The sequence below is a fragment of the Enterobacter asburiae genome, assembly GCA_011754535.1.
Taxonomy (GTDB): Bacteria; Pseudomonadota; Gammaproteobacteria; order Enterobacterales; family Enterobacteriaceae; genus Enterobacter; species Enterobacter cloacae_N.
On record JAAQVN010000001.1, the window covers coordinates 246,287 to 270,281 of the forward strand.

A 23,995-nucleotide genomic window follows, 5' to 3' on the forward strand; every position below is an offset into this window, starting at 1 on the left:
GCATAAATTTCCCTGCTGAAAACTGGCGTTCAGGGTTTTTTTAATCTTTGTTTGCGGTTTCTCACACTCAGCGCAAATCCCCGTCACCTGTATTGACGTTTTCACATTCTGTTGACAGATTGTAGGGCATGAGGGGCATTTCAGGGACGATCTGCGCTGCAACTCAAACGCTCTTCTGAAAGGATTCTCCATCCCTTTAACGCCTTCGGGCACCTCCGACCGGACCGGGTAAAAAATAAATAAAGGTCTGGCGGCGTAACACAACAAAGCAAAACATCACATTGGAGCAGAATAATGAGTATTTCCTTGAAGAAGTCAGGGATGCTGAAGCTTGGTCTGAGCCTGGTGGCTATGACCGTGGCAGCAAGCGTACAGGCAAAAACCCTGGTTTACTGTTCTGAAGGCTCGCCGGAAGGCTTTAACCCACAGCTCTTTACCTCTGGTACGACTTACGACGCAAGCTCTGTACCGATCTATAACCGTCTGGTTGAATTCAAAACCGGCACCACGGAAGTGATTCCGGGTCTGGCCGAGAAGTGGGACATCAGCGAAGACGGTAAAACCTATACCTTCCACCTGCGCCAGGGCGTGAAGTGGCAGGACAGCAAAGAATTCAAACCAACGCGCGACTTTAACGCCGACGACGTTGTGTTCTCCTTTGACCGTCAGAAAAACGCGCAGAACCCGTACCACAAAGTGTCTGGCGGCAGCTACGAATACTTCGAAGGGATGGGTCTGCCGGACCTGATCGCCGAAGTGAAAAAAGTGGACGATAAAACCGTTCAGTTCGTACTGACGCGCCCGGAAGCGCCATTCCTGGCTGACCTGGCCATGGACTTCGCCTCTATTCTCTCTAAAGAGTATGCGGATAACATGCTGAAAGCCGGCACGCCGGAAAAAGTGGACCTGAACCCAATCGGTACCGGTCCGTTCCAGCTGCTGCAGTACCAGAAAGACTCCCGTATTCTGTATAAAGCCTTCCCGGGCTACTGGGGCACCAAGCCGCAGATCGACCGTCTGGTCTTCTCCATTACGCCTGATGCGTCCGTTCGTTATGCAAAACTGCAGAAAAACGAATGCCAGGTTATGCCGTACCCGAACCCGGCTGACATCGCGCGCATGAAGCAGGATAAAAACATCAACCTGCTGGAGCAGGCGGGCCTGAACGTGGGCTATCTCTCCTTCAACACCGAGAAGAAACCGTTTGATGACGTGAAAGTGCGTCAGGCGCTGACCTACGCGGTGAACAAAGAAGCGATCATCAAAGCCGTTTACCAGGGCGCGGGCGTTGCGGCCAAAAACCTGATCCCGCCAACCATGTGGGGCTATAACGACGACGTTAAAGACTACAGCTACGATCCTGAAAAAGCGAAAGCGCTGCTGAAAGAAGCGGGTCAGGATAAAGGCTTTACCGTTGAGCTGTGGGCGATGCCTGTTCAGCGTCCTTACAACCCGAACGCCCGCCGTATGGCGGAAATGGTTCAGGCTGACTGGGCGAAGATTGGCGTTCAGGCCAAGATTGTGACCTACGAGTGGGGCGAGTATCTGAAGCGCGCCAAAGCGGGTGAGCACCAGGCGGTGATGATGGGCTGGACCGGTGACAACGGGGATCCGGACAACTTCTTCGCTACCCTGTTCAGCTGCGCGGCGGCGAAAGACGGTTCTAACTACTCTCGCTGGTGCTACAAGCCGTTTGAAGACCTGATCCAGCCGGCGCGTGCCACCGACGATCACAACAAACGTATTGAACTCTACAAGCAGGCTCAGGTTGTTATGCACGATCAGGCTCCGGCGCTGATTGTTGCTCACTCCACCGTGTATGAGCCAGTGCGTAAAGAAGTGAAGGGCTACGTGGTTGATCCACTGGGCAAACACCACTTCGAAAACGTATCGGTTGAATAATAAGTAGGGTGTTCTCCCTCTCCCTGTGGGAGAGGGCAGGGGTGAGGGGCGTGCATGCATCCCCTCACCCTAACCCTCTCCCGAAGGGAGAGGGAATTTACATTTGTGAGCAATACAGACGTCACGCCACTGGTCGTGCGTCATCAGAGAGAATCCGGGTTATGTTGCAGTTCATCCTCCGACGTCTGGGACTTGTTATCCCGACGTTTATCGGTATCACCCTTCTCACTTTTGCCTTCGTTCATATGATCCCCGGCGACCCGGTAATGATTATGGCGGGCGAGCGTGGTATCTCCCCTGAACGTCATGCGCAGCTGCTGGCTGAACTCGGCCTTGATAAGCCGATGTGGCAGCAGTACCTCCACTATATCTGGGGCGTGATGCACGGTGACTTGGGGATTTCGTTAAAAAGCCGTCTTCCGGTGTGGGACGAGTTCGTGCCGCGTTTTAAAGCGACGCTGGAGCTTGGCATCTGCGCCATGATTTTTGCCACTGCGGTGGGTATTCCTGTTGGGGTACTGGCTGCCGTTAAGCGTGGCTCTATTTTCGACCATACCGCCGTGGGCCTGGCGCTGACCGGTTATTCCATGCCTATTTTCTGGTGGGGCATGATGCTGATCATGCTGGTCTCGGTGCAATTGAACCTGACGCCGGTCTCCGGGCGCGTCAGCGATATGGTCTTCCTTGATGATACCAACCCGTTAACCGGCTTTATGCTGATCGACACGGCCATCTGGGGTGAGGAGGGTAACTTCATTGATGCCGTCGCGCACATGATCCTGCCTGCCATGGTGCTGGGCACCATTCCTCTGGCAGTGATCGTGCGTATGACCCGTTCCTCCATGCTGGAAGTGCTGGGCGAGGATTACATTCGTACCGCACGCGCTAAAGGGTTAACCCGGATGCGCGTCATCATTGTCCACGCGCTGCGTAACGCCATGCTGCCGGTGGTGACCGTTATCGGCCTCCAGGTGGGTACGCTGCTGGCGGGAGCGATCCTGACCGAAACCATCTTCTCCTGGCCGGGCCTCGGACGCTGGCTGATTGATGCGCTGCAACGCCGCGACTATCCGGTGGTGCAGGGCGGGGTGCTGCTGGTCGCGACGATGATTATCCTCGTCAACCTGCTGGTCGATTTGCTGTACGGCGTGGTGAACCCGCGTATTCGTCATAAGAAGTAAGGGGCCATCATGTCACAGGTTTCTGAAAACAAAGCTGTTGCTGCACCGGTTCCGATGACGCCGCTGCAGGAGTTCTGGCACTACTTCAAGCGCAATAAAGGCGCGGTAGTCGGGCTGGTGTATGTATCCATCATGATCCTGATTGCGGTGTTTGCAAACGTGCTTGCGCCGTATAACCCGGCGGATCAGTTCCGCGATGCGCTGCTGGCTCCCCCTGCCTGGCAGGACGGCGGTAGCCTGGCGCACCTGCTGGGTACCGATGATGTGGGCCGCGACGTGCTGTCGCGTCTGATGTACGGCGCGCGTCTGTCGCTGCTGGTTGGCTGCCTGGTGGTGGTGCTCTCCCTGATTATGGGGATCGTACTCGGTCTGGTTGCCGGTTACTTCGGCGGCATCGTTGATAACATCATCATGCGTGTTGTCGACATCATGCTGGCGCTGCCAAGCCTGCTGCTGGCCCTGGTGCTGGTGGCGATCTTCGGTCCGTCGATCGGTAACGCCGCACTTGCGCTGACCTTCGTGGCGCTCCCTCACTACGTACGTTTAACCCGTGCGGCGGTGCTGGTGGAAGTGAACCGCGATTATGTCACCGCGTCTCGCGTGGCGGGTGCGGGTGCGATGCGCCAGATGTTCGTAAATATCTTCCCTAACTGCCTTGCGCCGCTGATTGTTCAGGCGTCGCTCGGTTTCTCTAACGCCATTCTTGATATGGCCGCTCTTGGCTTCCTGGGCATGGGTGCGCAGCCGCCAACACCGGAGTGGGGCACCATGCTCTCCGACGTGTTGCAGTTCGCACAAAGCGCCTGGTGGGTTGTCACCTTCCCGGGTCTGGCAATCCTGCTGACGGTGCTGGCATTTAACCTGATGGGTGATGGTCTGCGTGATGCGCTTGATCCCAAACTGAAGCAGTAAGAGGCACGAGATGGCGTTATTAAATGTAGATAAATTATCGGTGCACTTCGGCGACGAAGGCACCCCGTTTCGCGCCGTGGACCGCATCAGCTACAGCGTAAATCAGGGCGAAGTGGTTGGCATTGTCGGGGAGTCCGGTTCCGGTAAGTCGGTGAGTTCACTGGCGATCATGGGGCTGATTGATTACCCGGGCCGCGTGATGGCGGAAAACCTGCAGTTCAACGGTCAGGACCTGAAGCGCATTTCTGAGAAACAGCGCCGCCAGCTGGTGGGCGCCGAAGTGGCAATGATCTTCCAGGACCCGATGACCAGCCTGAACCCGTGTTACACGGTCGGTTTCCAGATTATGGAAGCGATTAAGGTGCACCAGGGCGGTAACAAGAAAACCCGTCGCCAGCGCGCGATCGACCTGCTGAATCAGGTCGGTATCCCTGATCCGGCATCGCGCCTGGACGTTTACCCGCACCAGCTCTCCGGAGGGATGAGCCAGCGCGTGATGATCGCCATGGCGATTGCCTGTCGGCCAAAGCTGCTGATTGCGGATGAACCGACAACGGCGCTGGATGTGACCATTCAGGCGCAAATCATCGAGCTGCTGCTGGAGCTGCAGCAGAAAGAGAACATGGCGCTGGTGCTGATTACGCACGATCTGGCGCTGGTGGCCGAAGCCGCGCACAAAATCATCGTGATGTATGCCGGCCAGGTGGTCGAGACCGGTAATTCGCACGATATCTTCCGCGCGCCGCGTCACCCGTATACGCAGGCGCTGCTGCGTGCGTTGCCGGAGTTTGCCCAGGATAAAGCGCGGCTGGCGTCGCTGCCTGGTGTGGTACCGGGTAAATATGACCGACCGCAGGGCTGTCTGCTCAATCCGCGTTGTCCGTACGCGACGGATAAGTGCCGGGCGGAAGAGCCAGAGCTAAACCAGCTTGCTGACGGCCGCCAGTCGAAATGTCACTACCCACTCGATGATGCCGGGAGGCCAACACTATGAGTACGCAACAGGCCACCACGCAACAGCCGCTGTTGCAGGCCATCGACCTGAAAAAACACTATCCGGTTAAAAAGGGGATTTTTGCCCCTGAACGCCTGGTGAAGGCGCTGGACGGCGTCTCCTTTACCCTCGAACGCGGTAAAACGCTGGCGGTGGTGGGGGAGTCAGGCTGCGGTAAATCCACGCTCGGTCGTCTGCTGACGATGATTGAAGTGCCGACCGGCGGTGAGCTCTATTATCAGGGGCAGGATCTGCTCAAGCACGATCCGCAGGCGCAGAAGCTGCGTCGCCAGAAAATCCAGATTGTGTTCCAGAACCCGTACGGTTCTCTGAACCCGCGTAAAAAAGTGGGACAGATTCTGGAAGAGCCGCTGCTGATTAACAGCAATCTGAGCAAAGAGCAACGCCGTGAGAAAGCCCTGGCGATGATGGCGAAGGTCGGCCTCAAAACCGAGCATTACGATCGCTACCCGCATATGTTCTCCGGCGGTCAGCGTCAGCGTATCGCTATTGCCCGCGGTCTGATGCTTGACCCGGACGTGGTGATTGCCGATGAGCCGGTTTCGGCGCTCGACGTCTCCGTACGCGCGCAGGTGCTGAACCTGATGATGGATCTCCAGCAGGAGCTGGGGCTCTCTTACGTGTTCATCTCCCACGACCTGTCGGTGGTGGAGCACATCGCTGACGAAGTGATGGTGATGTATCTGGGGCGCTGCGTGGAGAAGGGGACCAAAGATCAGATCTTTAATAACCCTCGTCACCCGTACACCCAGGCACTGCTGTCTGCCACGCCGCGTCTGAACCCGGACGATCGTCGTGAGCGCATTAAGCTGACGGGTGAACTGCCTAGTCCGCTGAATCCACCTCCGGGATGTGCATTCAACGCCCGGTGCAGCCGTCGCTTTGGCCCGTGCACCCAGCTCCAGCCGCAGCTGAAGGAGTATGGCGGGCAGCTGGTTGCCTGCTTCGCGGTCGATCAGGATGAAAACGGCGAGAAGCCCCATGCATAAAGTAAAAAACCGGCGTTAAGCCGGTTTTTTTATGTCTGCCTGGCTATTTCCGCAGGCGAATCTGGTCGACGGCGTGCTTCTCGCTCTTGGTGAGGATCAGGCTCGCACGCTCGCGCGTCGGCAGGATGTTCTCTTTGAGGTTCACGTAGTTGATCTCATTCCACAGCCCCGTCGCCACATTAATCGCTTCTTCTTCAGAAAGCTGGGCGTAGTGGTGGAAATAGGAGTCCGGGTCGGTGAATGCCCCTTCACGGAACTTCAGGAAGCGGTTGATATACCAGTTCTGCAGCAGGTCTTCCGGCGCATCAACATAGATAGAGAAATCGACGAAATCCGAAACGAACACATGATGCGGGTCATGTGGATAATCCATTCCGCTTTGCAGCACGTTCAAACCTTCAAGAATCAGGATGTCCGGCTGGACTACCGTTTTATCCCCATCCGGGATGCGGTCGTAGATCAGGTGTGAATAGACCGGCGCCGTGACGTGAGGCACGCCAGATTTCAGGTCAGAGACAAATTTCACCAGACGGTGCATATCATAAGAGAGCGGGAAGCCCTTCTTCTTCATCAGCCCGCGTTCTTTTAATACTTCGTTCGGGTGCAGGAAGCCGTCGGTCGTGATCAACTCAACGCTGCGGTGTTCCGGCCAGCGGCTCAATAACGCCTGCAGTACGCGTGCGGTGGTGCTTTTACCCACGGCCACGCTGCCTGCAATGCTAATGATATAAGGAATGCGCTGACCGTTCGTGCCGAGGAACTGCTCCAGCACCGCCTGACGGCGCAGGTTGGAGCTGATATAGAAGTTAAGCAAGCGAGAGAGGGGGAGATAAATTTCTGCCACCTCTTCCAGGGACAGATCTTCGTTTATCCCTTTTAACCGTGCGATTTCACCTTCCGTCAGCGTCATAGGGACGGAATCACGCAGGGCAGCCCACTGGCTGCGGTTAAAGTGAAGATAAGGCGTCATTAACGTTTGCTCTTTTTTGCTCATAAGCATGCTTCAGTGAGCCAGCGCTATGCTGCCGGGACGTGGCTCATCACACAGTTAATTTTGGACAATGGGCAGGAGGTTAACACCAGATGGCGGGAATAATAAGAAAAAAGATGGAAAGCGCTGCGTTACGCGGAAGCCGTCACGCTACGGTGTATACCGTGCAAAACACCCTTTCATGTTGATTATTTGACCGTGGATGACTACTTTTACAGCGCTTAGTGCGCTGTTCGCATAAAATGTGAGCGAAAGAACGTTTTATGCAAATTTTTAGTTGCATGACCGCGCAGGTATCCATAGAATGCGCGCTACTTGATGCCGACTTAGCTCAGTAGGTAGAGCAACTGACTTGTAATCAGTAGGTCACCAGTTCGATTCCGGTAGTCGGCACCATCAAGTCCGGTGGGGTTCCCGAGCGGCCAAAGGGAGCAGACTGTAAATCTGCCGTCACAGACTTCGAAGGTTCGAATCCTTCCCCCACCACCACTTTCTGGCAGCGTAAATGCCGCCGGAGCTGGTTGGAAAAATTAGCCAGCTCAAACTGAAAAAGAGAGAAATCTCTTTTTTTGTTACAGAAAGAACTGGGTAGCCGAGTTTCAGGATGCGGGCATCGTATAATGGCTATTACCTCAGCCTTCCAAGCTGATGATGCGGGTTCGATTCCCGCTGCCCGCTCCAATACGTGCTGATATGGCTCAGTTGGTAGAGCGCACCCTTGGTAAGGGTGAGGTCCCCAGTTCGACTCTGGGTATCAGCACCACTTCACTTCTCCTTCCCGTTTCTCTCTGTTTCAATTTTACTGTATTCAACAATTCGGGCATTTCGCCTGGTTGATGTGGTGATATCACCGATTTATCCGTGTCTTAGAGGGACAATCGATGTCTAAAGAAAAGTTTGAACGTACAAAACCGCACGTTAACGTCGGTACTATCGGCCACGTTGACCATGGTAAAACAACGCTGACCGCTGCAATCACTACCGTTCTGGCAAAAACCTACGGTGGTTCTGCTCGTGCATTCGACCAGATCGATAACGCACCAGAAGAAAAAGCTCGTGGTATCACCATCAACACCTCTCACGTTGAATACGACACCCCGACTCGCCACTACGCACACGTAGACTGCCCAGGCCACGCCGACTATGTTAAAAACATGATCACCGGTGCTGCGCAGATGGACGGCGCGATCCTGGTTGTTGCTGCGACTGACGGCCCAATGCCTCAGACCCGTGAGCACATCCTGCTGGGTCGTCAGGTAGGCGTTCCTTTCATCATCGTGTTCCTGAACAAGTGCGACATGGTTGATGACGAAGAGCTTCTGGAACTGGTAGAGATGGAAGTTCGTGAACTGCTGTCTCAGTACGATTTCCCAGGCGACGACACCCCAATCGTTCGTGGTTCCGCGCTGAAAGCGCTGGAAGGCGACGCAGAGTGGGAAGCGAAAATCATCGAACTGGCTGGCTTCCTGGATTCTTACATCCCAGAACCAGAGCGTGCGATTGACAAGCCATTCCTGCTGCCAATCGAAGACGTATTCTCCATCTCCGGTCGTGGTACCGTTGTTACCGGTCGTGTAGAGCGCGGTATCATCAAAGTTGGTGAAGAAGTTGAAATCGTTGGTATCAAAGAGACTGCGAAGTCTACCTGTACTGGCGTTGAAATGTTCCGCAAACTGCTGGACGAAGGCCGTGCCGGTGAGAACGTTGGTGTTCTGCTGCGTGGTATCAAGCGTGAAGAAATCGAACGTGGTCAGGTTCTGGCGAAGCCAGGCTCAATCAAGCCACACACCAAGTTCGAATCTGAAGTGTACATCCTGTCCAAAGACGAAGGCGGCCGTCATACTCCGTTCTTCAAAGGCTACCGTCCACAGTTCTACTTCCGTACAACTGACGTGACCGGTACCATCGAACTGCCAGAAGGCGTAGAGATGGTAATGCCAGGCGACAACATCAAGATGGTTGTGACTCTGATCCACCCAATCGCGATGGACGACGGTCTGCGTTTCGCAATCCGTGAAGGTGGCCGTACCGTTGGCGCGGGCGTGGTTGCTAAAGTTCTCGGCTAATTGCTGATAACATTTGACGCAATGCGCAATAAAAGGGCATCATTTGATGCCCTTTTTGCACGCTTTCACGCCAGAACCTGGCTCATCAGTGATTATTTTTGTCATAATCATTGCTGAGACAGGCTCTGCAGAGAGCGTATAATCCGAAAAGCGAATTAGCATTTCGATTTGGTTTGCCTCGCGATCGCGGGGTGAAAATGTTTGTAGAATACTTCTGACAGGTTGGTTTATGAGTGCGAATACCGAAGCTCAAGGGAGCGGGCGCGGCCTGGAAGCGATGAAATGGGTAGTAGTAGCCGTTCTGCTGATCGTAGCGATTGTCGGCAACTACCTTTATCGTGACATTATGCTGCCGCTACGCGCGCTTGCAGTGGTAATTCTGATTGCTGCAGCGGGTGGTGTCGCGCTGTTGACGACGAAAGGCAAAGCGACTGTCGCTTTTGCCCGCGAAGCGCGTACCGAAGTCCGCAAGGTAATTTGGCCGACTCGCCAGGAAACATTGCACACCACGCTGATCGTAGCGGCGGTTACCGCTGTAATGTCACTGATCCTGTGGGGACTGGATGGTATTCTGGTTCGCCTGGTATCCTTTATCACTGGCCTGAGGTTCTGAGATGTCTGAAGCCCCTAAAAAGCGCTGGTACGTCGTTCAGGCGTTTTCCGGTTTTGAAGGCCGCGTAGCCACGTCGCTGCGTGAGCATATCAAATTACACAACATGGAAGAGTTGTTTGGCGAAGTTATGGTTCCAACCGAAGAAGTGGTTGAGATCCGTGGCGGGCAGCGTCGCAAAAGCGAGCGCAAATTCTTCCCGGGTTACGTGCTGGTTCAGATGGTTATGAACGACGCGAGCTGGCACCTGGTGCGCAGCGTACCGCGCGTGATGGGCTTTATCGGCGGCACGTCTGACCGTCCGGCGCCAATCAGCGACAAAGAAGTTGATGCGATTATGAACCGCCTGCAGCAGGTAGGTGATAAGCCGCGTCCGAAAACGCTGTTTGAACCGGGTGAAATGGTTCGTGTTAATGACGGTCCGTTTGCTGACTTTAATGGCGTGGTTGAAGAAGTGGACTACGAGAAGTCCCGCCTGAAAGTTTCTGTTTCTATCTTCGGTCGTGCGACCCCGGTAGAACTGGACTTTGCCCAGGTAGAAAAAGCCTAAGCAGCGATCAAAAAAGCGACGATTTAATCGTTGCACAAGGCGCGGGATTGGAATACAATTTCGCGCCTTTTGTTTTTATGGGTCTCGGCCCGTAAAACGAATTTTATTCACGGGGAGCCTCCCTGAGGCGCTATTACCCAATCAGAGGATTTTAGAATGGCTAAGAAAGTACAAGCCTACGTCAAGCTGCAGGTTGCAGCTGGTATGGCGAACCCAAGTCCACCAGTTGGTCCAGCTCTGGGTCAGCAGGGTGTGAACATCATGGAATTCTGTAAAGCGTTCAACGCAAAAACTGAATCCCTGGAAAAAGGTCTGCCAATCCCAGTCGTAATCACTGTTTACGCTGACCGTTCTTTCACTTTCGTTACCAAAACCCCTCCAGCAGCAGTTCTGCTGAAGAAAGCGGCTGGTATCAAGTCTGGTTCCGGTAAACCGAACAAAGACAAAGTGGGTAAAATTTCCCGCGCTCAGCTGCAGGAAATCGCGCAGACCAAAGCTGCCGACATGACTGGTGCCGACATTGAAGCGATGACTCGCTCCATCGAAGGTACTGCACGTTCCATGGGCCTGGTAGTGGAGGACTAAGAAATGGCTAAACTGACCAAGCGCATGTCCGTGATCCGTGACAAAGTTGATGCGACCAAACAGTACGACATCAACGAAGCTATCGCTCTGCTGAAAGAACTGGCAACTGCTAAGTTCGTTGAAAGCGTTGACGTTGCCGTTAACCTGGGCATCGACGCTCGTAAATCCGATCAGAACGTTCGTGGCGCAACTGTACTGCCACACGGTACTGGCCGTTCCGTTCGCGTAGCTGTATTTGCTCAGGGTGCAAACGCTGAAGCTGCTAAAGCTGCCGGTGCTGAACTGGTAGGTATGGAAGATCTGGCTGATCAGATCAAGAAAGGCGAAATGAACTTTGACGTTGTTATCGCATCTCCAGATGCAATGCGCGTTGTTGGCCAGCTGGGCCAGGTTCTGGGTCCACGCGGCCTGATGCCAAACCCGAAAGTTGGTACTGTAACTCCTAACGTTGCTGAAGCGGTTAAGAACGCTAAAGCGGGTCAGGTTCGTTATCGTAACGACAAAAACGGCATCATCCACACCACCATCGGTAAAGTGGACTTTGACGCTGACAAACTGAAAGAAAACCTGGAAGCTCTGCTGGTTGCGCTGAAAAAAGCAAAACCAACTCAGGCGAAAGGCGTGTACATCAAGAAAGTTAGCATCTCCACCACTATGGGTGCAGGTGTTGCAGTTGACCAGGCTGGCCTGAGCGCTGCTGCAAACTAATGCCTTTACGTGGGCGGTGATTTTGTCTACAATCTTACCCCCACGTTTGCTAACGAAAGTTAGTGGCTAAAAGAATTGTTCGTTGGAGCCTGGCCTATCCAGGCCTCCGTCGAAGACCGCAGGTGTCTCGAAAGAGACTTAATCCCCTGCGTAGACGGTGACAGAACGCTAAGATTATTTTTAATACTCTGGCTTGTTTCTGCTCACCGTATTAAGACGCTCTTCCCGTTGGGAAGAGTGAAGTGAGTTCCGGAACATGAGTTCCGGCAAACATCCAGGAGCAAAGCTAATGGCTTTAAATCTTCAAGACAAACAAGCGATTGTTGCTGAAGTCAGCGAAGTAGCCAAAGGCGCGCTGTCTGCAGTAGTTGCGGATTCCCGTGGCGTTACTGTAGACAAAATGACTGAACTGCGTAAAGCAGGTCGTGAAGCTGGCGTATACATGCGTGTTGTTCGTAACACCCTGCTGCGCCGCGTAGTTGAAGGTACTCAGTTCGAGTGCCTGAAAGACACGTTTGTTGGTCCGACCCTGATTGCATACTCTATGGAACACCCGGGCGCTGCTGCTCGTCTGTTCAAAGAGTTCGCGAAAGCGAATGCAAAATTTGAGGTCAAAGCTGCAGCCTTTGAAGGTGAGTTGATCCCGGCATCGCAAATCGATCGCCTGGCAACCCTGCCGACCTACGAAGAAGCAATTGCACGCCTGATGGCAACCATGAAAGAAGCTGCGGCTGGCAAACTGGTTCGCACTCTGGCTGCTGTACGCGATGCGAAAGAAGCTGCTTAATTGCAGTTATCTTTATAAAGCATTTGCTTACGTATAAACTTATTCTGATTTTCAGGAACAATTTAAATGTCTATCACTAAAGATCAAATCATTGAAGCAGTAGCAGCTATGTCCGTAATGGACGTTGTAGAGCTGGTTTCTGCAATGGAAGAAAAATTCGGTGTTTCTGCTGCTGCTGCTGTAGCTGTAGCTGCTGGCCCGGCTGAAGCTGCTGAAGAAAAAACTGAATTCGACGTAATTCTGAAAGCTGCTGGCGCGAACAAAGTTGCTGTTATCAAAGCAGTACGTGGCGCAACTGGCCTGGGTCTGAAAGAAGCTAAAGACCTGGTAGAATCTGCTCCAGCTGCGCTGAAAGAAGGCGTGAGCAAAGACGACGCAGAAGCACTGAAAAAATCTCTGGAAGAAGCTGGCGCTGAAGTTGAAGTTAAATAAGCCAACTTTTCTGGTTGCAGCCTAAGCAATTAGGCTGATGGCTGGTGACTTTTTAGTCACCAGCCTTTTTGCGCTGTAAGGCATCAGTAGCATTTCACACTGTTTGACTGCTGATTGTCCTGACAATGCTTGTTTCTATCGACGACTTAATATACTGCGACAGGGTGCTCGCTCTGTGTAAATCGCAATGAAATGGTTTAAGCGTGATAGCAACAGGTATTGCGGAAAGTATTCAATTTTCCGGTCCACAAAATGGTGTTGCACAAACTGTCCCTTCGTCGGACAGATGGGTCGACTTGTCAGCGAGCTGAGGAACCCTATGGTTTACTCCTATACCGAGAAAAAACGTATTCGTAAGGATTTTGGTAAACGTCCACAAGTTCTGGACATTCCATATCTCCTTTCTATCCAGCTTGACTCGTTCCAGAAGTTTATCGAGCAAGATCCTGAAGGGCAGTACGGTCTGGAAGCAGCCTTCCGTTCCGTGTTCCCGATTCAGAGCTACAGCGGTAACTCCGAGCTGCAGTACGTCAGCTACCGCCTTGGCGAACCGGTGTTTGACGTTCAGGAATGTCAGATCCGTGGCGTGACCTATTCCGCACCGCTGCGCGTAAAACTGCGTCTGGTGATCTACGAGCGCGAAGCGCCGGAAGGCACCGTAAAAGACATTAAAGAACAAGAAGTCTACATGGGTGAGATTCCACTCATGACAGACAACGGTACTTTCGTCATCAACGGTACTGAGCGTGTTATCGTTTCCCAGCTGCATCGTAGCCCGGGCGTCTTCTTCGACAGCGATAAAGGTAAAACACACTCTTCCGGTAAAGTACTGTATAACGCACGCATCATTCCTTACCGTGGTTCATGGCTGGACTTCGAGTTCGATCCAAAAGACAACCTGTTTGTCCGTATCGACCGTCGTCGTAAACTGCCTGCAACCATCATTCTGCGTGCACTGAACTATACCACTGAGCAGATCCTGGACCTGTTCTTTGAGAAAGTGATCTTTGAAATCCGCGACAACAAGCTGCAGATGGAGCTGGTGCCGGAACGTCTGCGTGGTGAGACCGCGTCGTTCGACATCGAAGCCGACGGCAAAGTGTATGTGGAAAAAGGTCGCCGTATCACCGCGCGCCACATCCGCCAACTGGAAAAAGATGATATCAAACACATCGAAGTTCCGGTTGAATACATTGCAGGAAAAGTAGCCGCGAAAGATTACGTTGATGAATCAACTGGCGAGCTGATCTGCCCGGCTAACATGGAGCTGAGCCTGGATCTGCTGGCTAAGCTGAGCCAGTCTGGCCACAAACGTATCGAAACGCTGTTCACCAACGATCTGGACCACGGTCCGTACATCTCTGAGACTGTACGCGTCGACCCAACGACCGATCGTCTGAGCGCGCTGGTCGAAATCTACCGCATGATGCGTCCTGGTGAGCCACCAACTCGCGAAGCGGCTGAAAGCCTGTTCGAGAACCTGTTCTTCTCCGAAGACCGCTACGATCTGTCCGCGGTAGGTCGTATGAAGTTCAACCGTTCTCTGCTGCGCGACGAAATCGAAGGTTCCGGTATCCTGAGCAAAGACGACATCATCGAAGTGATGAAGAAGCTCATCGATATCCGTAACGGTAAAGGCGAAGTGGACGATATCGACCACCTCGGCAACCGTCGTATCCGCTCCGTAGGCGAAATGGCGGAAAACCAGTTCCGCGTTGGCCTGGTACGTGTAGAGCGTGCGGTGAAAGAGCGTCTGTCTCTGGGCGATCTGGATACCCTGATGCCTCAGGATATGATCAACGCCAAGCCGATTTCTGCAGCAGTGAAAGAGTTCTTCGGTTCCAGCCAGCTGTCTCAGTTCATGGACCAGAACAACCCGCTGTCTGAGATTACGCACAAACGTCGTATCTCCGCACTCGGCCCGGGCGGTCTGACCCGTGAACGTGCAGGCTTCGAAGTTCGAGACGTACACCCGACGCACTACGGTCGCGTATGTCCAATCGAAACGCCTGAAGGTCCAAACATCGGTCTGATCAACTCCCTGTCCGTTTACGCACAGACGAACGAATACGGTTTCCTCGAGACCCCGTACCGTAAAGTGACTGACGGTGTTGTTACCGACGAAATTCACTACCTGTCTGCTATCGAAGAAGGCAACTACGTTATCGCTCAGGCGAACTCCAACCTGGATGACGAAGGCCACTTTGTAGAAGATTTGGTTACCTGCCGTAGCAAAGGCGAATCCAGCTTGTTCAGCCGCGACCAGGTTGACTACATGGACGTTTCCACCCAGCAGGTGGTATCCGTTGGTGCGTCCCTGATCCCGTTCCTGGAACACGATGACGCCAACCGTGCATTGATGGGTGCGAACATGCAACGTCAGGCCGTTCCAACTCTGCGTGCTGATAAGCCGCTGGTTGGTACCGGTATGGAACGTGCTGTTGCCGTTGACTCCGGTGTTACTGCAGTTGCTAAGCGTGGCGGTACCGTTCAGTACGTCGACGCATCCCGTATCGTTATCAAAGTTAACGAAGACGAGATGTATCCGGGCGAAGCGGGTATCGACATCTACAACCTGACCAAATACACCCGTTCTAACCAGAACACCTGTATCAACCAGATGCCTTGCGTATCTCTGGGTGAGCCAGTTGAGCGCGGCGACGTGCTGGCAGACGGTCCGTCCACCGACCTTGGTGAACTGGCGCTCGGTCAGAACATGCGCGTAGCGTTCATGCCGTGGAACGGTTACAACTTCGAAGACTCCATCCTCGTCTCCGAGCGTGTGGTTCAGGAAGATCGTTTCACCACCATCCACATTCAGGAACTGGCCTGTGTGTCCCGTGACACCAAGCTGGGGCCAGAAGAGATCACTGCCGACATCCCTAACGTGGGTGAAGCTGCGCTCTCCAAACTGGATGAATCCGGTATTGTTTACATCGGTGCGGAAGTGACCGGCGGCGACATTCTGGTTGGTAAGGTTACGCCGAAAGGTGAAACCCAGCTGACGCCAGAAGAGAAACTGCTGCGTGCAATCTTCGGTGAGAAAGCGTCTGACGTTAAAGACTCTTCTCTGCGCGTACCAAACGGTGTTTCCGGTACGGTTATCGACGTTCAGGTCTTCACTCGTGATGGCGTTGAGAAAGATAAGCGTGCGCTGGAAATCGAAGAGATGCAGCTCAAGCAGGCTAAGAAAGACCTGTCTGAAGAACTGCAGATCCTCGAAGCGGGTCTGTTCAGCCGTATTTATGCGGTGCTGGTTGCCGGTGGCGTTGAAGCTGAGAAGCTCGACAAACTGCCACGCGATCGCTGGCTGGAACTGGGCCTGACCGACGAAGAGAAACAAAATCAGCTGGAACAGCTGGCTGAGCAGTATGACGAACTGAAACACGAGTTCGAGAAAAAACTCGAAGCGAAACGCCGCAAAATCACTCAGGGCGACGATCTGGCACCAGGCGTGCTGAAGATTGTTAAGGTGTATCTGGCCGTTAAACGTCAGATCCAGCCTGGTGATAAGATGGCAGGTCGTCACGGTAACAAGGGTGTTATCTCTAAGATCAACCCGATCGAAGATATGCCGCACGATGCTAACGGTACGCCGGTAGATATCGTACTGAACCCACTGGGCGTACCGTCTCGTATGAACATCGGTCAGATTCTGGAAACCCACTTGGGTATGGCAGCGAAAGGTATTGGCGACAAGATCAACGCCATGCTGAAACAGCAGCAGGAAGTCGCGAAACTGCGCGAATTCATCCAGCGTGCCTACGATCTGGGTACCGATGTGCGTCAGAAAGTCGACCTGAACACCTTCAGCGATGAAGAAGTGCTGCGTCTGGCAGAGAACCTGCGCAAAGGTATGCCAATTGCAACGCCGGTATTCGACGGTGCAAAAGAAGCTGAAATTAAAGAGCTGCTGCAACTGGGTGGTCTGCCAACGTCTGGTCAGATTACGCTGTTTGACGGCCGTACCGGTGAACAGTTTGAGCGTCCAGTAACCGTTGGTTACATGTACATGCTGAAACTGAACCACCTGGTCGACGACAAGATGCACGCTCGTTCTACCGGTTCTTACAGCCTGGTTACTCAGCAGCCGCTGGGTGGTAAGGCACAGTTCGGTGGTCAGCGCTTCGGGGAGATGGAAGTGTGGGCGCTGGAAGCATACGGCGCGGCATACACCCTGCAGGAAATGCTCACCGTTAAGTCTGATGACGTGAACGGTCGTACCAAGATGTATAAAAACATCGTGGACGGCAACCATCAGATGGAGCCGGGCATGCCAGAATCCTTCAACGTACTGTTGAAAGAGATTCGTTCGCTGGGTATCAACATCGAACTGGAAGACGAGTAATTCTCGCTCAAACAGGTCACTGCTGTCGGGTTAACGCCCGACAGCAGAGTGTGCTAACTCCGACGGGAGCAAATCCGTGAAAGACTTATTAAAGTTTCTGAAAGCGCAAACTAAAACCGAAGAGTTTGATGCGATCAAAATTGCTCTGGCTTCGCCAGACATGATCCGTTCATGGTCTTTCGGTGAAGTTAAAAAGCCGGAAACCATCAACTACCGTACGTTCAAACCTGAGCGTGACGGCCTTTTCTGTGCACGTATTTTCGGGCCAGTAAAAGATTACGAGTGCCTGTGCGGTAAGTACAAGCGCCTGAAACACCGTGGTGTGATCTGTGAGAAGTGCGGCGTTGAAGTGACCCAGACCAAAGTACGCCGTGAGCGTATGGGCCACATCGAGCTGGCGTCTCCGACTGCTCACATCTGGTTCCTGAAATCTCTGCCGTCCCGTATCGGCCTGCTGCTGGATATGCCGCTGCGCGATATCGAACGTGTACTGTACTTCGAATCTTATGTGGTTATCGAAGGCGGGATGACGAACCTGGAACGTCACCAGATCCTGACTGAAGAGCAGTATCTGGACGCGCTGGAAGAGTTCGGTGACGAATTCGACGCGAAGATGGGTGCGGAAGCTATTCAGGCCCTGCTGAAGAGCATGGATCTGGAGCAAGAGTGCGAGCAGCTGCGTGAAGAGCTGAACGAAACTAACTCCGAAACCAAGCGTAAAAAGCTGACCAAGCGTATCAAACTGCTGGAAGCGTTCGTTCAGTCTGGTAACAAACCAGAGTGGATGATCCTGACCGTTCTGCCGGTTCTGCCGCCAGATCTGCGTCCGCTGGTTCCGCTGGATGGTGGTCGTTTCGCAACGTCCGATCTGAACGATCTGTATCGTCGCGTGATCAACCGTAACAACCGTCTGAAACGTCTGCTGGATCTGGCTGCGCCGGATATCATCGTACGCAACGAAAAACGTATGCTGCAGGAAGCGGTAGATGCCCTGCTGGATAACGGTCGTCGTGGTCGTGCGATCACCGGTTCTAACAAACGTCCTCTGAAATCTTTGGCCGACATGATCAAAGGTAAACAGGGTCGTTTCCGTCAGAACCTGCTCGGTAAGCGTGTTGACTACTCCGGTCGTTCTGTAATCACCGTAGGTCCATACCTGCGTCTGCATCAGTGCGGTTTGCCGAAGAAAATGGCACTGGAGCTGTTCAAACCGTTCATCTACGGCAAGCTGGAGCTGCGAGGACTCGCCACTACCATCAAAGCCGCTAAGAAAATGGTTGAGCGTGAAGAAGCTGTCGTTTGGGATATCCTGGACGAAGTGATCCGCGAACACCCGGTACTGCTGAACCGTGCACCAACACTGCACCGTCTGGGTATCCAGGCATTTGAGCCAGTACTGATCGAAGGTAAAGCTATCCAGCTGCACCCGCTGGTCTGTGCGGCTTATAACGCCGACTTCGATGGTGACCAGATGGCTGTTCACGTACCGCTGACGCTGGAAGCCCAGCTCGAAGCGCGTGCGCTGATGATGTCTACCAACAACATCCTGTCTCCAGCGAACGGTGAGCCAATCATCGTTCCTTCTCAGGACGTTGTATTGGGTCTGTACTACATGACCCGTGACTGTGTTAACGCCAAAGGCGAAGGCATGGTGCTGACTGGCCCGAAAGAAGCTGAGCGTATTTATCGCGCTGGCCTGGCCTCTCTGCATGCGCGCGTTAAAGTGCGTATCACCGAATACGAAAAAGATGCAAACGGCGAATTCGTTGCGAAAACCAGCCTGAAAGACACGACCGTTGGCCGTGCCATTCTGTGGATGATCGTACCGAAAGGTCTGCCTTTCTCCATCGTCAACCAGGCGCTGGGTAAGAAAGCGATCTCCAAAATGCTGAACACCTGTTACCGCATTCTGGGTCTGAAGCCGACCGTTATCTTCGCTGACCAGACAATGTATACCGGCTTTGCTTATGCAGCGCGTTCAGGTGCATCTGTTGGTATCGATGACATGGTCATCCCAGAGAAGAAACACGAGATCATCTCTGAAGCGGAAGCTGAAGTTGCGGAAATCCAGGAGCAGTTCCAGTCTGGTCTGGTCACCGCGGGCGAACGTTACAACAAAGTTATCGATATCTGGGCTGCGGCGAACGATCGTGTATCCAAAGCGATGATGGATAACCTGCAAACCGAAACCGTGATTAACCGTGACGGCGTAGAAGAGCAGCAGGTTTCCTTCAACAGCATCTACATGATGGCCGACTCCGGTGCGCGTGGTTCCGCAGCACAGATTCGTCAGCTGGCAGGTATGCGTGGTCTGATGGCGAAGCCGGATGGCTCCATCATCGAAACGCCAATCACCGCGAACTTCCGTGAAGGTCTGAACGTACTCCAGTACTTCATCTCCACGCACGGTGCGCGTAAAGGTCTGGCGGATACCGCACTGAAAACAGCGAACTCCGGTTATCTGACGCGTCGTCTGGTTGACGTTGCGCAGGATCTGGTTGTGACCGAAGACGATTGTGGCACCCTCGAAGGTATCACCATGACCCCGGTTATCGAGGGTGGTGATGTTAAAGAGCCGCTGCGCGATCGCGTACTGGGTCGTGTAACCGCGGAAGACATCCTGAAGCCGGGCACCGCAGACATTCTGGTTCCACGCAACACGCTGCTGCACGAACAGTGGTGTGACCTGCTGGAAGCGAACTCTGTTGACTCCGTAAAAGTGCGTTCCGTTGTATCCTGTGACACCGACTTTGGTGTATGTGCGCACTGCTACGGTCGTGACCTGGCGCGTGGCCACATCATCAACAAAGGTGAAGCCATCGGCGTTATCGCGGCACAGTCCATCGGTGAGCCGGGTACACAGCTGACGATGCGTACGTTCCACATCGGTGGTGCGGCATCTCGTGCGGCTGCTGAATCCAGCATCCAGGTGAAAAACAAAGGTAGCATCAAGCTCAGCAACGCGAAATCGGTTGTGAACTCCAGCGGTAAACTGGTTATCACTTCTCGTAACACCGAGCTGAAGCTGATCGACGAATTCGGTCGTACCAAAGAGAGCTATAAAGTGCCTTACGGTGCTGTTATGGCGAAAGGTGATGGCGAGCAGGTTGCCGGCGGTGAAACCGTTGCAAACTGGGATCCACACACCATGCCGGTTATCACCGAAGTAAGTGGTTTCATCCGCTTTACTGACATGATCGACGGCCAGACCATTACTCGTCAGACCGACGAGCTGACCGGTCTGTCTTCTCTGGTGGTTCTGGATTCTGCAGAACGTACTACCGGTGGTAAAGATCTGCGTCCTGCGCTGAAAATCGTTGATGCTCAGGGTAACGACGTTCTGATCCCGGGTACCGATATGCCTGCGCAGTACTTCCTGCCGGGTAAAGCGATTGTACAGCTGGAAGATGGCGTACAGATCAGCTCTGGTGACACCCTGGCGCGTATTCCTCAGGAATCCGGCGGTACCAAGGACATCACCGGTGGTCTGCCACGCGTTGCGGACCTGTTCGAAGCACGTCGTCCGAAAGAGCCTGCAATCCTGGCTGAAATCAGCGGCATCATCTCCTTCGGTAAAGAGACCAAAGGCAAGCGCCGTCTGGTTATCACGCCAGTAGATGGCAGCGAGCCGTACGAAGAGATGATTCCTAAGTGGCGTCAGCTCAACGTGTTCGAAGGCGAACGTGTAGAACGTGGTGACGTGGTTTCCGACGGTCCAGAAGCGCCGCACGACATCCTGCGTCTGCGTGGTGTGCATGCTGTTACTCGTTACATTGTTAACGAAGTACAGGACGTATACCGCCTGCAGGGCGTTAAGATTAACGATAAGCACATCGAAGTTATCGTTCGTCAGATGCTGCGTAAAGCAACCATCGAAAACGCGGGCAGCTCCGACTTCCTGGAAGGCGAGCAGGTTGAATACTCACGCGTTAAGATCGCTAACCGCGATCTCGAAGCGAATGGCAAAATCGGTGCGACCTTCGCACGCGATCTGCTGGGTATCACCAAAGCGTCTCTGGCAACCGAGTCCTTCATCTCTGCAGCATCGTTCCAGGAGACGACTCGTGTCCTGACCGAAGCCGCTGTTGCAGGTAAACGTGATGAACTGCGCGGTCTGAAAGAGAACGTCATCGTGGGTCGTCTGATCCCGGCCGGTACCGGTTATGCGTACCACCAGGATCGTATGCGTCGTCGCGCAGCGGGCGAACTGCCAGCTGCACCGCAGGTTACTGCTGAAGATGCCTCCGCGAGCCTTGCAGAACTGCTGAACGCAGGTCTGGGCGGTTCCGACAACGAGTAATCGTTGATGCCGTAAATAAAAAACCCGCCTCGGCGGGTTTTTTTATATCTGCATGTCTTTAATTCACTAGCGGGATGCGTCGATAAAGCTCAATCATATCGCCCGCCAGATCCTGAATAACCATCGCGTTCATCAGGTGGTCCTGAGAATGAACGGTGATCAGGTTAACCGGCAGTTTCCCGGTCCCTTCGTCAAGGCCGATAAGCTGCGTTTGGATCGTATGCGCGTGCTTCACATATTCGCGCGACTCTTCCATCGCTTTCTCAGCTTCGTCAAACTCACCTTTACGCGCCATCTGCAGGGCCGTCAGGGCCGCGCTGCGTGCCGCACCTGCATTGACCAGCAGTTCCATGATCGTGGTTTCTAAGTCGTCCATTATGACTCCAGCAGCTTGAGCGCTTTTTCCAGTACGGCATCGCCTTTCATCATGCCGTAATCCATCATGTCGATCACCGCGACCTTTTTGCCCAGCGGGTCGGCCTGCGCCTGCAGTTTAGCCTGCTCGTATTTAACCTGTGGCCCCAGCAATACGATGTCGGCCGTCGCGATGTTGTCTTTAAACTCCGCAACCGGAACGGCTTTAATGGTGACTTCAACCCCTTTTTTCTGCGCGGCGTCTTTCATACGTTGAACCAGCATGCTGGTTGACATTCCCGCTGCACAGCATAAAACGATGTTCTTCATAATCAGCCTCGATCTACATGTGTTTATTGATAATTATCTCGCACAGAGGGCTTCAACAACCGCTTTACCACGATTGTGTGTCAGGCATCACAAAGAAACCGGCGAATTTCTGAAACCGGTTACAATTTGTATGACCGTCAACCTCACCCGTGGGGAACGGGCGGGCTGTGAGGTGGGGAATTAGCTGATGGCTGTTCGGATAATGCGGTTTTTACCCTGCCGTTTCGCGCTGTAGAGGGCACTATCAACGCTTTCGACAAATTGTTCCAGCGGTTCGAAGTGCCATTCACCGAGACCCGCACTGAACGTTACGTGCAGGTTTTCTTCCCGCCAGGCGCGCCTTTCAACGGCGGTGCGCCATGCATCAAGCAATGAGAATGCGGCAGCGATCTGCTCGGCCTGGAAGATTACCGCGAACTCTTCGCCACCGTAGCGGTAGACCGAGACGTGGTGGGGCTGCATTATCTGGATCCCCTCACGCGCCACGTTACGCAGGACGATATCACCGCTCAGGTGTCCCCACGTGTCGTTAATTGACTTGAAGTTATCAATATCAACCAGCGCCATCGCGAAAGGCTGGTGGGCGCTTAATAATTCCTCTACATCGCTATCGAACGCACGGCGGTTTTTGCAGCCCGTCAGCGCATCGTGAGTGGCCTGGCGGACATATGCCATCTCACGCTCTTTATTGGACTGGATGGTGTGGCTCAGCATCGCTTCCAGACGCGGTGCCTGGCTGACATCGCCCGTTTTGATCGCGTTGATAATGGTCATCAGCACGGTACGTGAGGCATGGCGCAGATAGAGGCCGAAGAGAATGATAATGATGGCCGCCAGCGCGAAACCCCAGCCTACGATCGTCGTTTCGTGGCGGGTAATATCGGTAAGCGTTGCGCCAGAGACCCGGTAGATAACAAACCAGTCCGGGTTTGTGAAAGAGTAGTAGTAATACCAGGCGTTGGTTTTCTTGTCGTAGAGATGGCCTTCGCCGCTGGTCATTTTGTCCATCAGCGCTTCGCTCACGTACTGTTTGAAGAGCGCGCCAGTATCAGGGTGCAGCACGACGGCGCCATCACGTTCGACGACGAAGAATTCCCCCTGAACAGGGGCGACCATCTGACGCAGGGTGTAGCCCATTGACGTCAAATCAAGATGAAACGCGAGCGTGCCCTTAAGGCGGCCTTCTGGTGAAATTAACGGCTTATAGACTGTTACCGTTGGGTGGCCGGTGAAGTAATCCATATAGGGGCGGGTATAGTGGCTAAAGATACTGGCTTCAGCCTGGGCGACAAACCACGGCCGCGTCCGGGGATCGAAAGTTTTGCTCTTCTCCGTGGGGAGCACTTCCGGCGCGCGCAGATAATGTCCCTGCGTGTCTGCCAGCGAGATGGATGACACGGTCGGCATCAGATTCTGCAAATGCATCATCATCTGCAGACCTTGCGTCGGGTTAAGGTTGAGGGTCTCGTTTAGCTTGTCGTCGCGCGCAAAGTAGATGGCGGAGCGTCCCAGAATATAGTCATTTTCACGCAGGATAGACTCGGTGTAGTTCACCGCAAGGTTATGGGTAAAATTCCCATTAATCTTATGATAGTCCTCAAGAAAATCCTTTTGTTGCGAAAGCGTGACCACGACTGCGATCAGCGCAAAACTGCACAGGATCCCCGCGAAGCTAAGCATGATTGGCCGGGTAAAAGAGAGCTTTTTGCTGTGAAGTGCCATGAGTTGTACATCGATCCTGATGGTGAATACTTTTCGTCTGCCGATATCCTCTCAGCATAGTCGCTGTCCTGCGGTTAGCGGTGAATTATACGGAACCCGATTTAAGACGAGATGATTTATCTTAAGAATCACTAAGAAATACCTTATTCATGCCATGTCGCCCATCTTATACACGGAGTCTGAGGCAGGGCGAAACGAGGAAGAAGCTTTTCG

Annotated in this window: 18 protein-coding genes and 4 tRNA genes; 18 read left to right on the plus strand and 4 right to left on the minus strand. The window is 53.5% G+C overall.

All coding sequences use genetic code 11. The features are described from left to right. Positions 1 to 294 precede the first annotated feature (294 nt). The 5 genes from HBM95_01095 to dppF all read left to right on the plus strand — a co-directional run bounded on the left by HBM95_01095 (position 295) and on the right by dppF (position 5,999). A complete protein-coding gene (locus tag HBM95_01095) occupies positions 295 to 1,902 on the plus strand; it encodes an ABC transporter substrate-binding protein (protein NIH41549.1) in 1,608 nt (535 codons plus the stop codon). 161 nt (positions 1,903 to 2,063) lie between these two features. Beyond that, complete coding sequence (dppB, locus tag HBM95_01100) at positions 2,064 to 3,083, plus strand: dipeptide ABC transporter permease DppB (GenBank protein NIH41550.1); 1,020 nt, start codon at positions 2,064 to 2,066, stop codon at positions 3,081 to 3,083. 9 nt (positions 3,084 to 3,092) lie between these two features. Continuing rightward, positions 3,093 to 3,995, plus strand: coding sequence for a dipeptide ABC transporter permease DppC (dppC, locus tag HBM95_01105; protein NIH41551.1), 903 nt, complete (start codon positions 3,093 to 3,095; stop codon positions 3,993 to 3,995). 10 nt (positions 3,996 to 4,005) lie between these two features. Then, the gene (gene dppD / locus HBM95_01110) at positions 4,006 to 4,989 is read left to right on the plus strand and encodes a dipeptide ABC transporter ATP-binding protein (GenBank protein ID NIH41552.1); all 984 of its coding nucleotides are present in this window, start codon (positions 4,006 to 4,008) and stop codon (positions 4,987 to 4,989) included. Then, the gene (gene dppF / locus HBM95_01115) at positions 4,986 to 5,999 is read left to right on the plus strand and encodes a dipeptide ABC transporter ATP binding subunit DppF (protein ID NIH41553.1); all 1,014 of its coding nucleotides are present in this window, start codon (positions 4,986 to 4,988) and stop codon (positions 5,997 to 5,999) included. Before dppD ends, dppF begins: the two co-directional genes overlap by 4 nt. 43 nt (positions 6,000 to 6,042) lie before the next feature. On the opposite strand, the gene coaA is transcribed toward dppF, so the two are convergent. Next, positions 6,043 to 6,999, minus strand: coding sequence for a type I pantothenate kinase (gene coaA / locus HBM95_01120; GenBank protein NIH41554.1), 957 nt, complete (start codon positions 6,997 to 6,999; stop codon positions 6,043 to 6,045). 311 nt (positions 7,000 to 7,310) lie between these two features. On the opposite strand from coaA, the gene HBM95_01125 reads away from it, so the two are divergent. From HBM95_01125 to rpoC, 13 genes are all read left to right on the plus strand, one after another. Next, a tRNA-Thr gene (locus tag HBM95_01125) sits at positions 7,311 to 7,386 on the plus strand. An 8-nt stretch (positions 7,387 to 7,394) separates the two neighbouring features. Further along, positions 7,395 to 7,479, plus strand: a tRNA-Tyr gene (locus tag HBM95_01130). A gap of 117 nt (positions 7,480 to 7,596) precedes the next feature. Further along, a tRNA-Gly gene (locus HBM95_01135) sits at positions 7,597 to 7,671 on the plus strand. Positions 7,672 to 7,677: 6 nt separating this feature from the next. After that, positions 7,678 to 7,753, plus strand: a tRNA-Thr gene (locus tag HBM95_01140). Positions 7,754 to 7,871: 118 nt separating this feature from the next. Beyond that, on the plus strand, positions 7,872 to 9,056 hold the full coding sequence (tuf, locus tag HBM95_01145) for an elongation factor Tu (protein ID NIH41555.1): 1,185 nt from the start codon (positions 7,872 to 7,874) through the stop codon (positions 9,054 to 9,056). Positions 9,057 to 9,285: 229 nt separating this feature from the next. Next, positions 9,286 to 9,669: a preprotein translocase subunit SecE gene (gene secE, locus HBM95_01150; protein NIH41556.1), complete on the plus strand. Its 384-nt coding sequence runs from the start codon at positions 9,286 to 9,288 to the stop codon at positions 9,667 to 9,669. Between the two features lies 1 nt (position 9,670). After that, positions 9,671 to 10,216, plus strand: a complete 546-nt coding sequence (nusG, locus tag HBM95_01155; protein ID NIH41557.1) for a transcription termination/antitermination protein NusG — start codon at positions 9,671 to 9,673, stop codon at positions 10,214 to 10,216. 156 nt (positions 10,217 to 10,372) lie between these two features. Continuing rightward, positions 10,373 to 10,801 carry a 50S ribosomal protein L11 gene (rplK, locus tag HBM95_01160; protein NIH41558.1) on the plus strand — a complete coding sequence of 143 codons (429 nt, stop codon included), beginning with the start codon at positions 10,373 to 10,375 and terminating at the stop codon, positions 10,799 to 10,801. A 3-nt stretch (positions 10,802 to 10,804) separates the two neighbouring features. Next, the gene (gene rplA / locus HBM95_01165; GenBank protein ID NIH41559.1) at positions 10,805 to 11,509 is read left to right on the plus strand and encodes a 50S ribosomal protein L1; all 705 of its coding nucleotides are present in this window, start codon (positions 10,805 to 10,807) and stop codon (positions 11,507 to 11,509) included. A 289-nt stretch (positions 11,510 to 11,798) separates the two neighbouring features. After that, positions 11,799 to 12,296 (plus strand): 50S ribosomal protein L10, encoded by a 498-nt coding sequence (rplJ, locus tag HBM95_01170; GenBank protein ID NIH41560.1) that lies wholly within the window; start codon positions 11,799 to 11,801, stop codon positions 12,294 to 12,296. A gap of 66 nt (positions 12,297 to 12,362) precedes the next feature. Beyond that, complete coding sequence (rplL, locus tag HBM95_01175) at positions 12,363 to 12,728, plus strand: 50S ribosomal protein L7/L12 (protein NIH41561.1); 366 nt, start codon at positions 12,363 to 12,365, stop codon at positions 12,726 to 12,728. Between the two features lie 319 nt (positions 12,729 to 13,047). Continuing rightward, positions 13,048 to 17,076, plus strand: coding sequence for a DNA-directed RNA polymerase subunit beta (rpoB, locus tag HBM95_01180; protein NIH41562.1), 4,029 nt, complete (start codon positions 13,048 to 13,050; stop codon positions 17,074 to 17,076). A gap of 76 nt (positions 17,077 to 17,152) precedes the next feature. Then, positions 17,153 to 21,376 (plus strand): DNA-directed RNA polymerase subunit beta', encoded by a 4,224-nt coding sequence (gene rpoC, locus HBM95_01185; protein NIH41563.1) that lies wholly within the window; start codon positions 17,153 to 17,155, stop codon positions 21,374 to 21,376. 58 nt (positions 21,377 to 21,434) lie between these two features. Here the strand turns inward: rpoC and HBM95_01190 are convergent, their stop codons facing one another. The 3 genes from HBM95_01190 to HBM95_01200 form a co-directional block, all read right to left on the minus strand. Beyond that, entirely contained in the window at positions 21,435 to 21,752 is a 318-nt protein-coding gene (locus HBM95_01190) for a PTS lactose/cellobiose transporter subunit IIA (protein ID NIH41564.1), read from the minus strand. Then, positions 21,752 to 22,060, minus strand: a complete 309-nt coding sequence (locus HBM95_01195; GenBank protein NIH41565.1) for a PTS sugar transporter subunit IIB — start codon at positions 22,058 to 22,060, stop codon at positions 21,752 to 21,754. The genes HBM95_01190 and HBM95_01195 overlap by 1 nt, the downstream gene beginning before the upstream one ends. Positions 22,061 to 22,240: 180 nt before the next feature. After that, positions 22,241 to 23,782, minus strand: coding sequence for a sensor domain-containing diguanylate cyclase (locus tag HBM95_01200; protein ID NIH41566.1), 1,542 nt, complete (start codon positions 23,780 to 23,782; stop codon positions 22,241 to 22,243). Positions 23,783 to 23,995: the final 213 nt, after the last annotated feature.

Excerpts from the sequence above, each read along its gene's own strand:
- HBM95_01095 (NIH41549.1), top strand. The coding sequence starts at position 295 with ATGAGTATTTCCTTGAAGAAGTCAGGGATGCTGAAGCTTGGTCTGAGC.
- dppB (NIH41550.1), top strand. The coding sequence starts at position 2,064 with ATGTTGCAGTTCATCCTCCGACGTCTGGGACTTGTTATCCCGACGTTT.
- dppC (NIH41551.1), top strand. The coding sequence starts at position 3,093 with ATGTCACAGGTTTCTGAAAACAAAGCTGTTGCTGCACCGGTTCCGATG.
- dppD (NIH41552.1), top strand. The coding sequence starts at position 4,006 with ATGGCGTTATTAAATGTAGATAAATTATCGGTGCACTTCGGCGACGAA.
- dppF (NIH41553.1), top strand. The coding sequence starts at position 4,986 with ATGAGTACGCAACAGGCCACCACGCAACAGCCGCTGTTGCAGGCCATC.
- coaA (NIH41554.1), bottom strand. The coding sequence starts at position 6,999 with ATGCTTATGAGCAAAAAAGAGCAAACGTTAATGACGCCTTATCTTCAC.
- tuf (NIH41555.1), top strand. The coding sequence starts at position 7,872 with ATGTCTAAAGAAAAGTTTGAACGTACAAAACCGCACGTTAACGTCGGT.
- secE (NIH41556.1), top strand. The coding sequence starts at position 9,286 with ATGAGTGCGAATACCGAAGCTCAAGGGAGCGGGCGCGGCCTGGAAGCG.
- nusG (NIH41557.1), top strand. The coding sequence starts at position 9,671 with ATGTCTGAAGCCCCTAAAAAGCGCTGGTACGTCGTTCAGGCGTTTTCC.
- rplK (NIH41558.1), top strand. The coding sequence starts at position 10,373 with ATGGCTAAGAAAGTACAAGCCTACGTCAAGCTGCAGGTTGCAGCTGGT.
- rplA (NIH41559.1), top strand. The coding sequence starts at position 10,805 with ATGGCTAAACTGACCAAGCGCATGTCCGTGATCCGTGACAAAGTTGAT.
- rplJ (NIH41560.1), top strand. The coding sequence starts at position 11,799 with ATGGCTTTAAATCTTCAAGACAAACAAGCGATTGTTGCTGAAGTCAGC.
- rplL (NIH41561.1), top strand. The coding sequence starts at position 12,363 with ATGTCTATCACTAAAGATCAAATCATTGAAGCAGTAGCAGCTATGTCC.
- rpoB (NIH41562.1), top strand. The coding sequence starts at position 13,048 with ATGGTTTACTCCTATACCGAGAAAAAACGTATTCGTAAGGATTTTGGT.
- HBM95_01190 (NIH41564.1), bottom strand. The coding sequence starts at position 21,752 with ATGGACGACTTAGAAACCACGATCATGGAACTGCTGGTCAATGCAGGT.
- HBM95_01195 (NIH41565.1), bottom strand. The coding sequence starts at position 22,060 with ATGAAGAACATCGTTTTATGCTGTGCAGCGGGAATGTCAACCAGCATG.
- HBM95_01200 (NIH41566.1), bottom strand. The coding sequence starts at position 23,782 with ATGGCACTTCACAGCAAAAAGCTCTCTTTTACCCGGCCAATCATGCTT.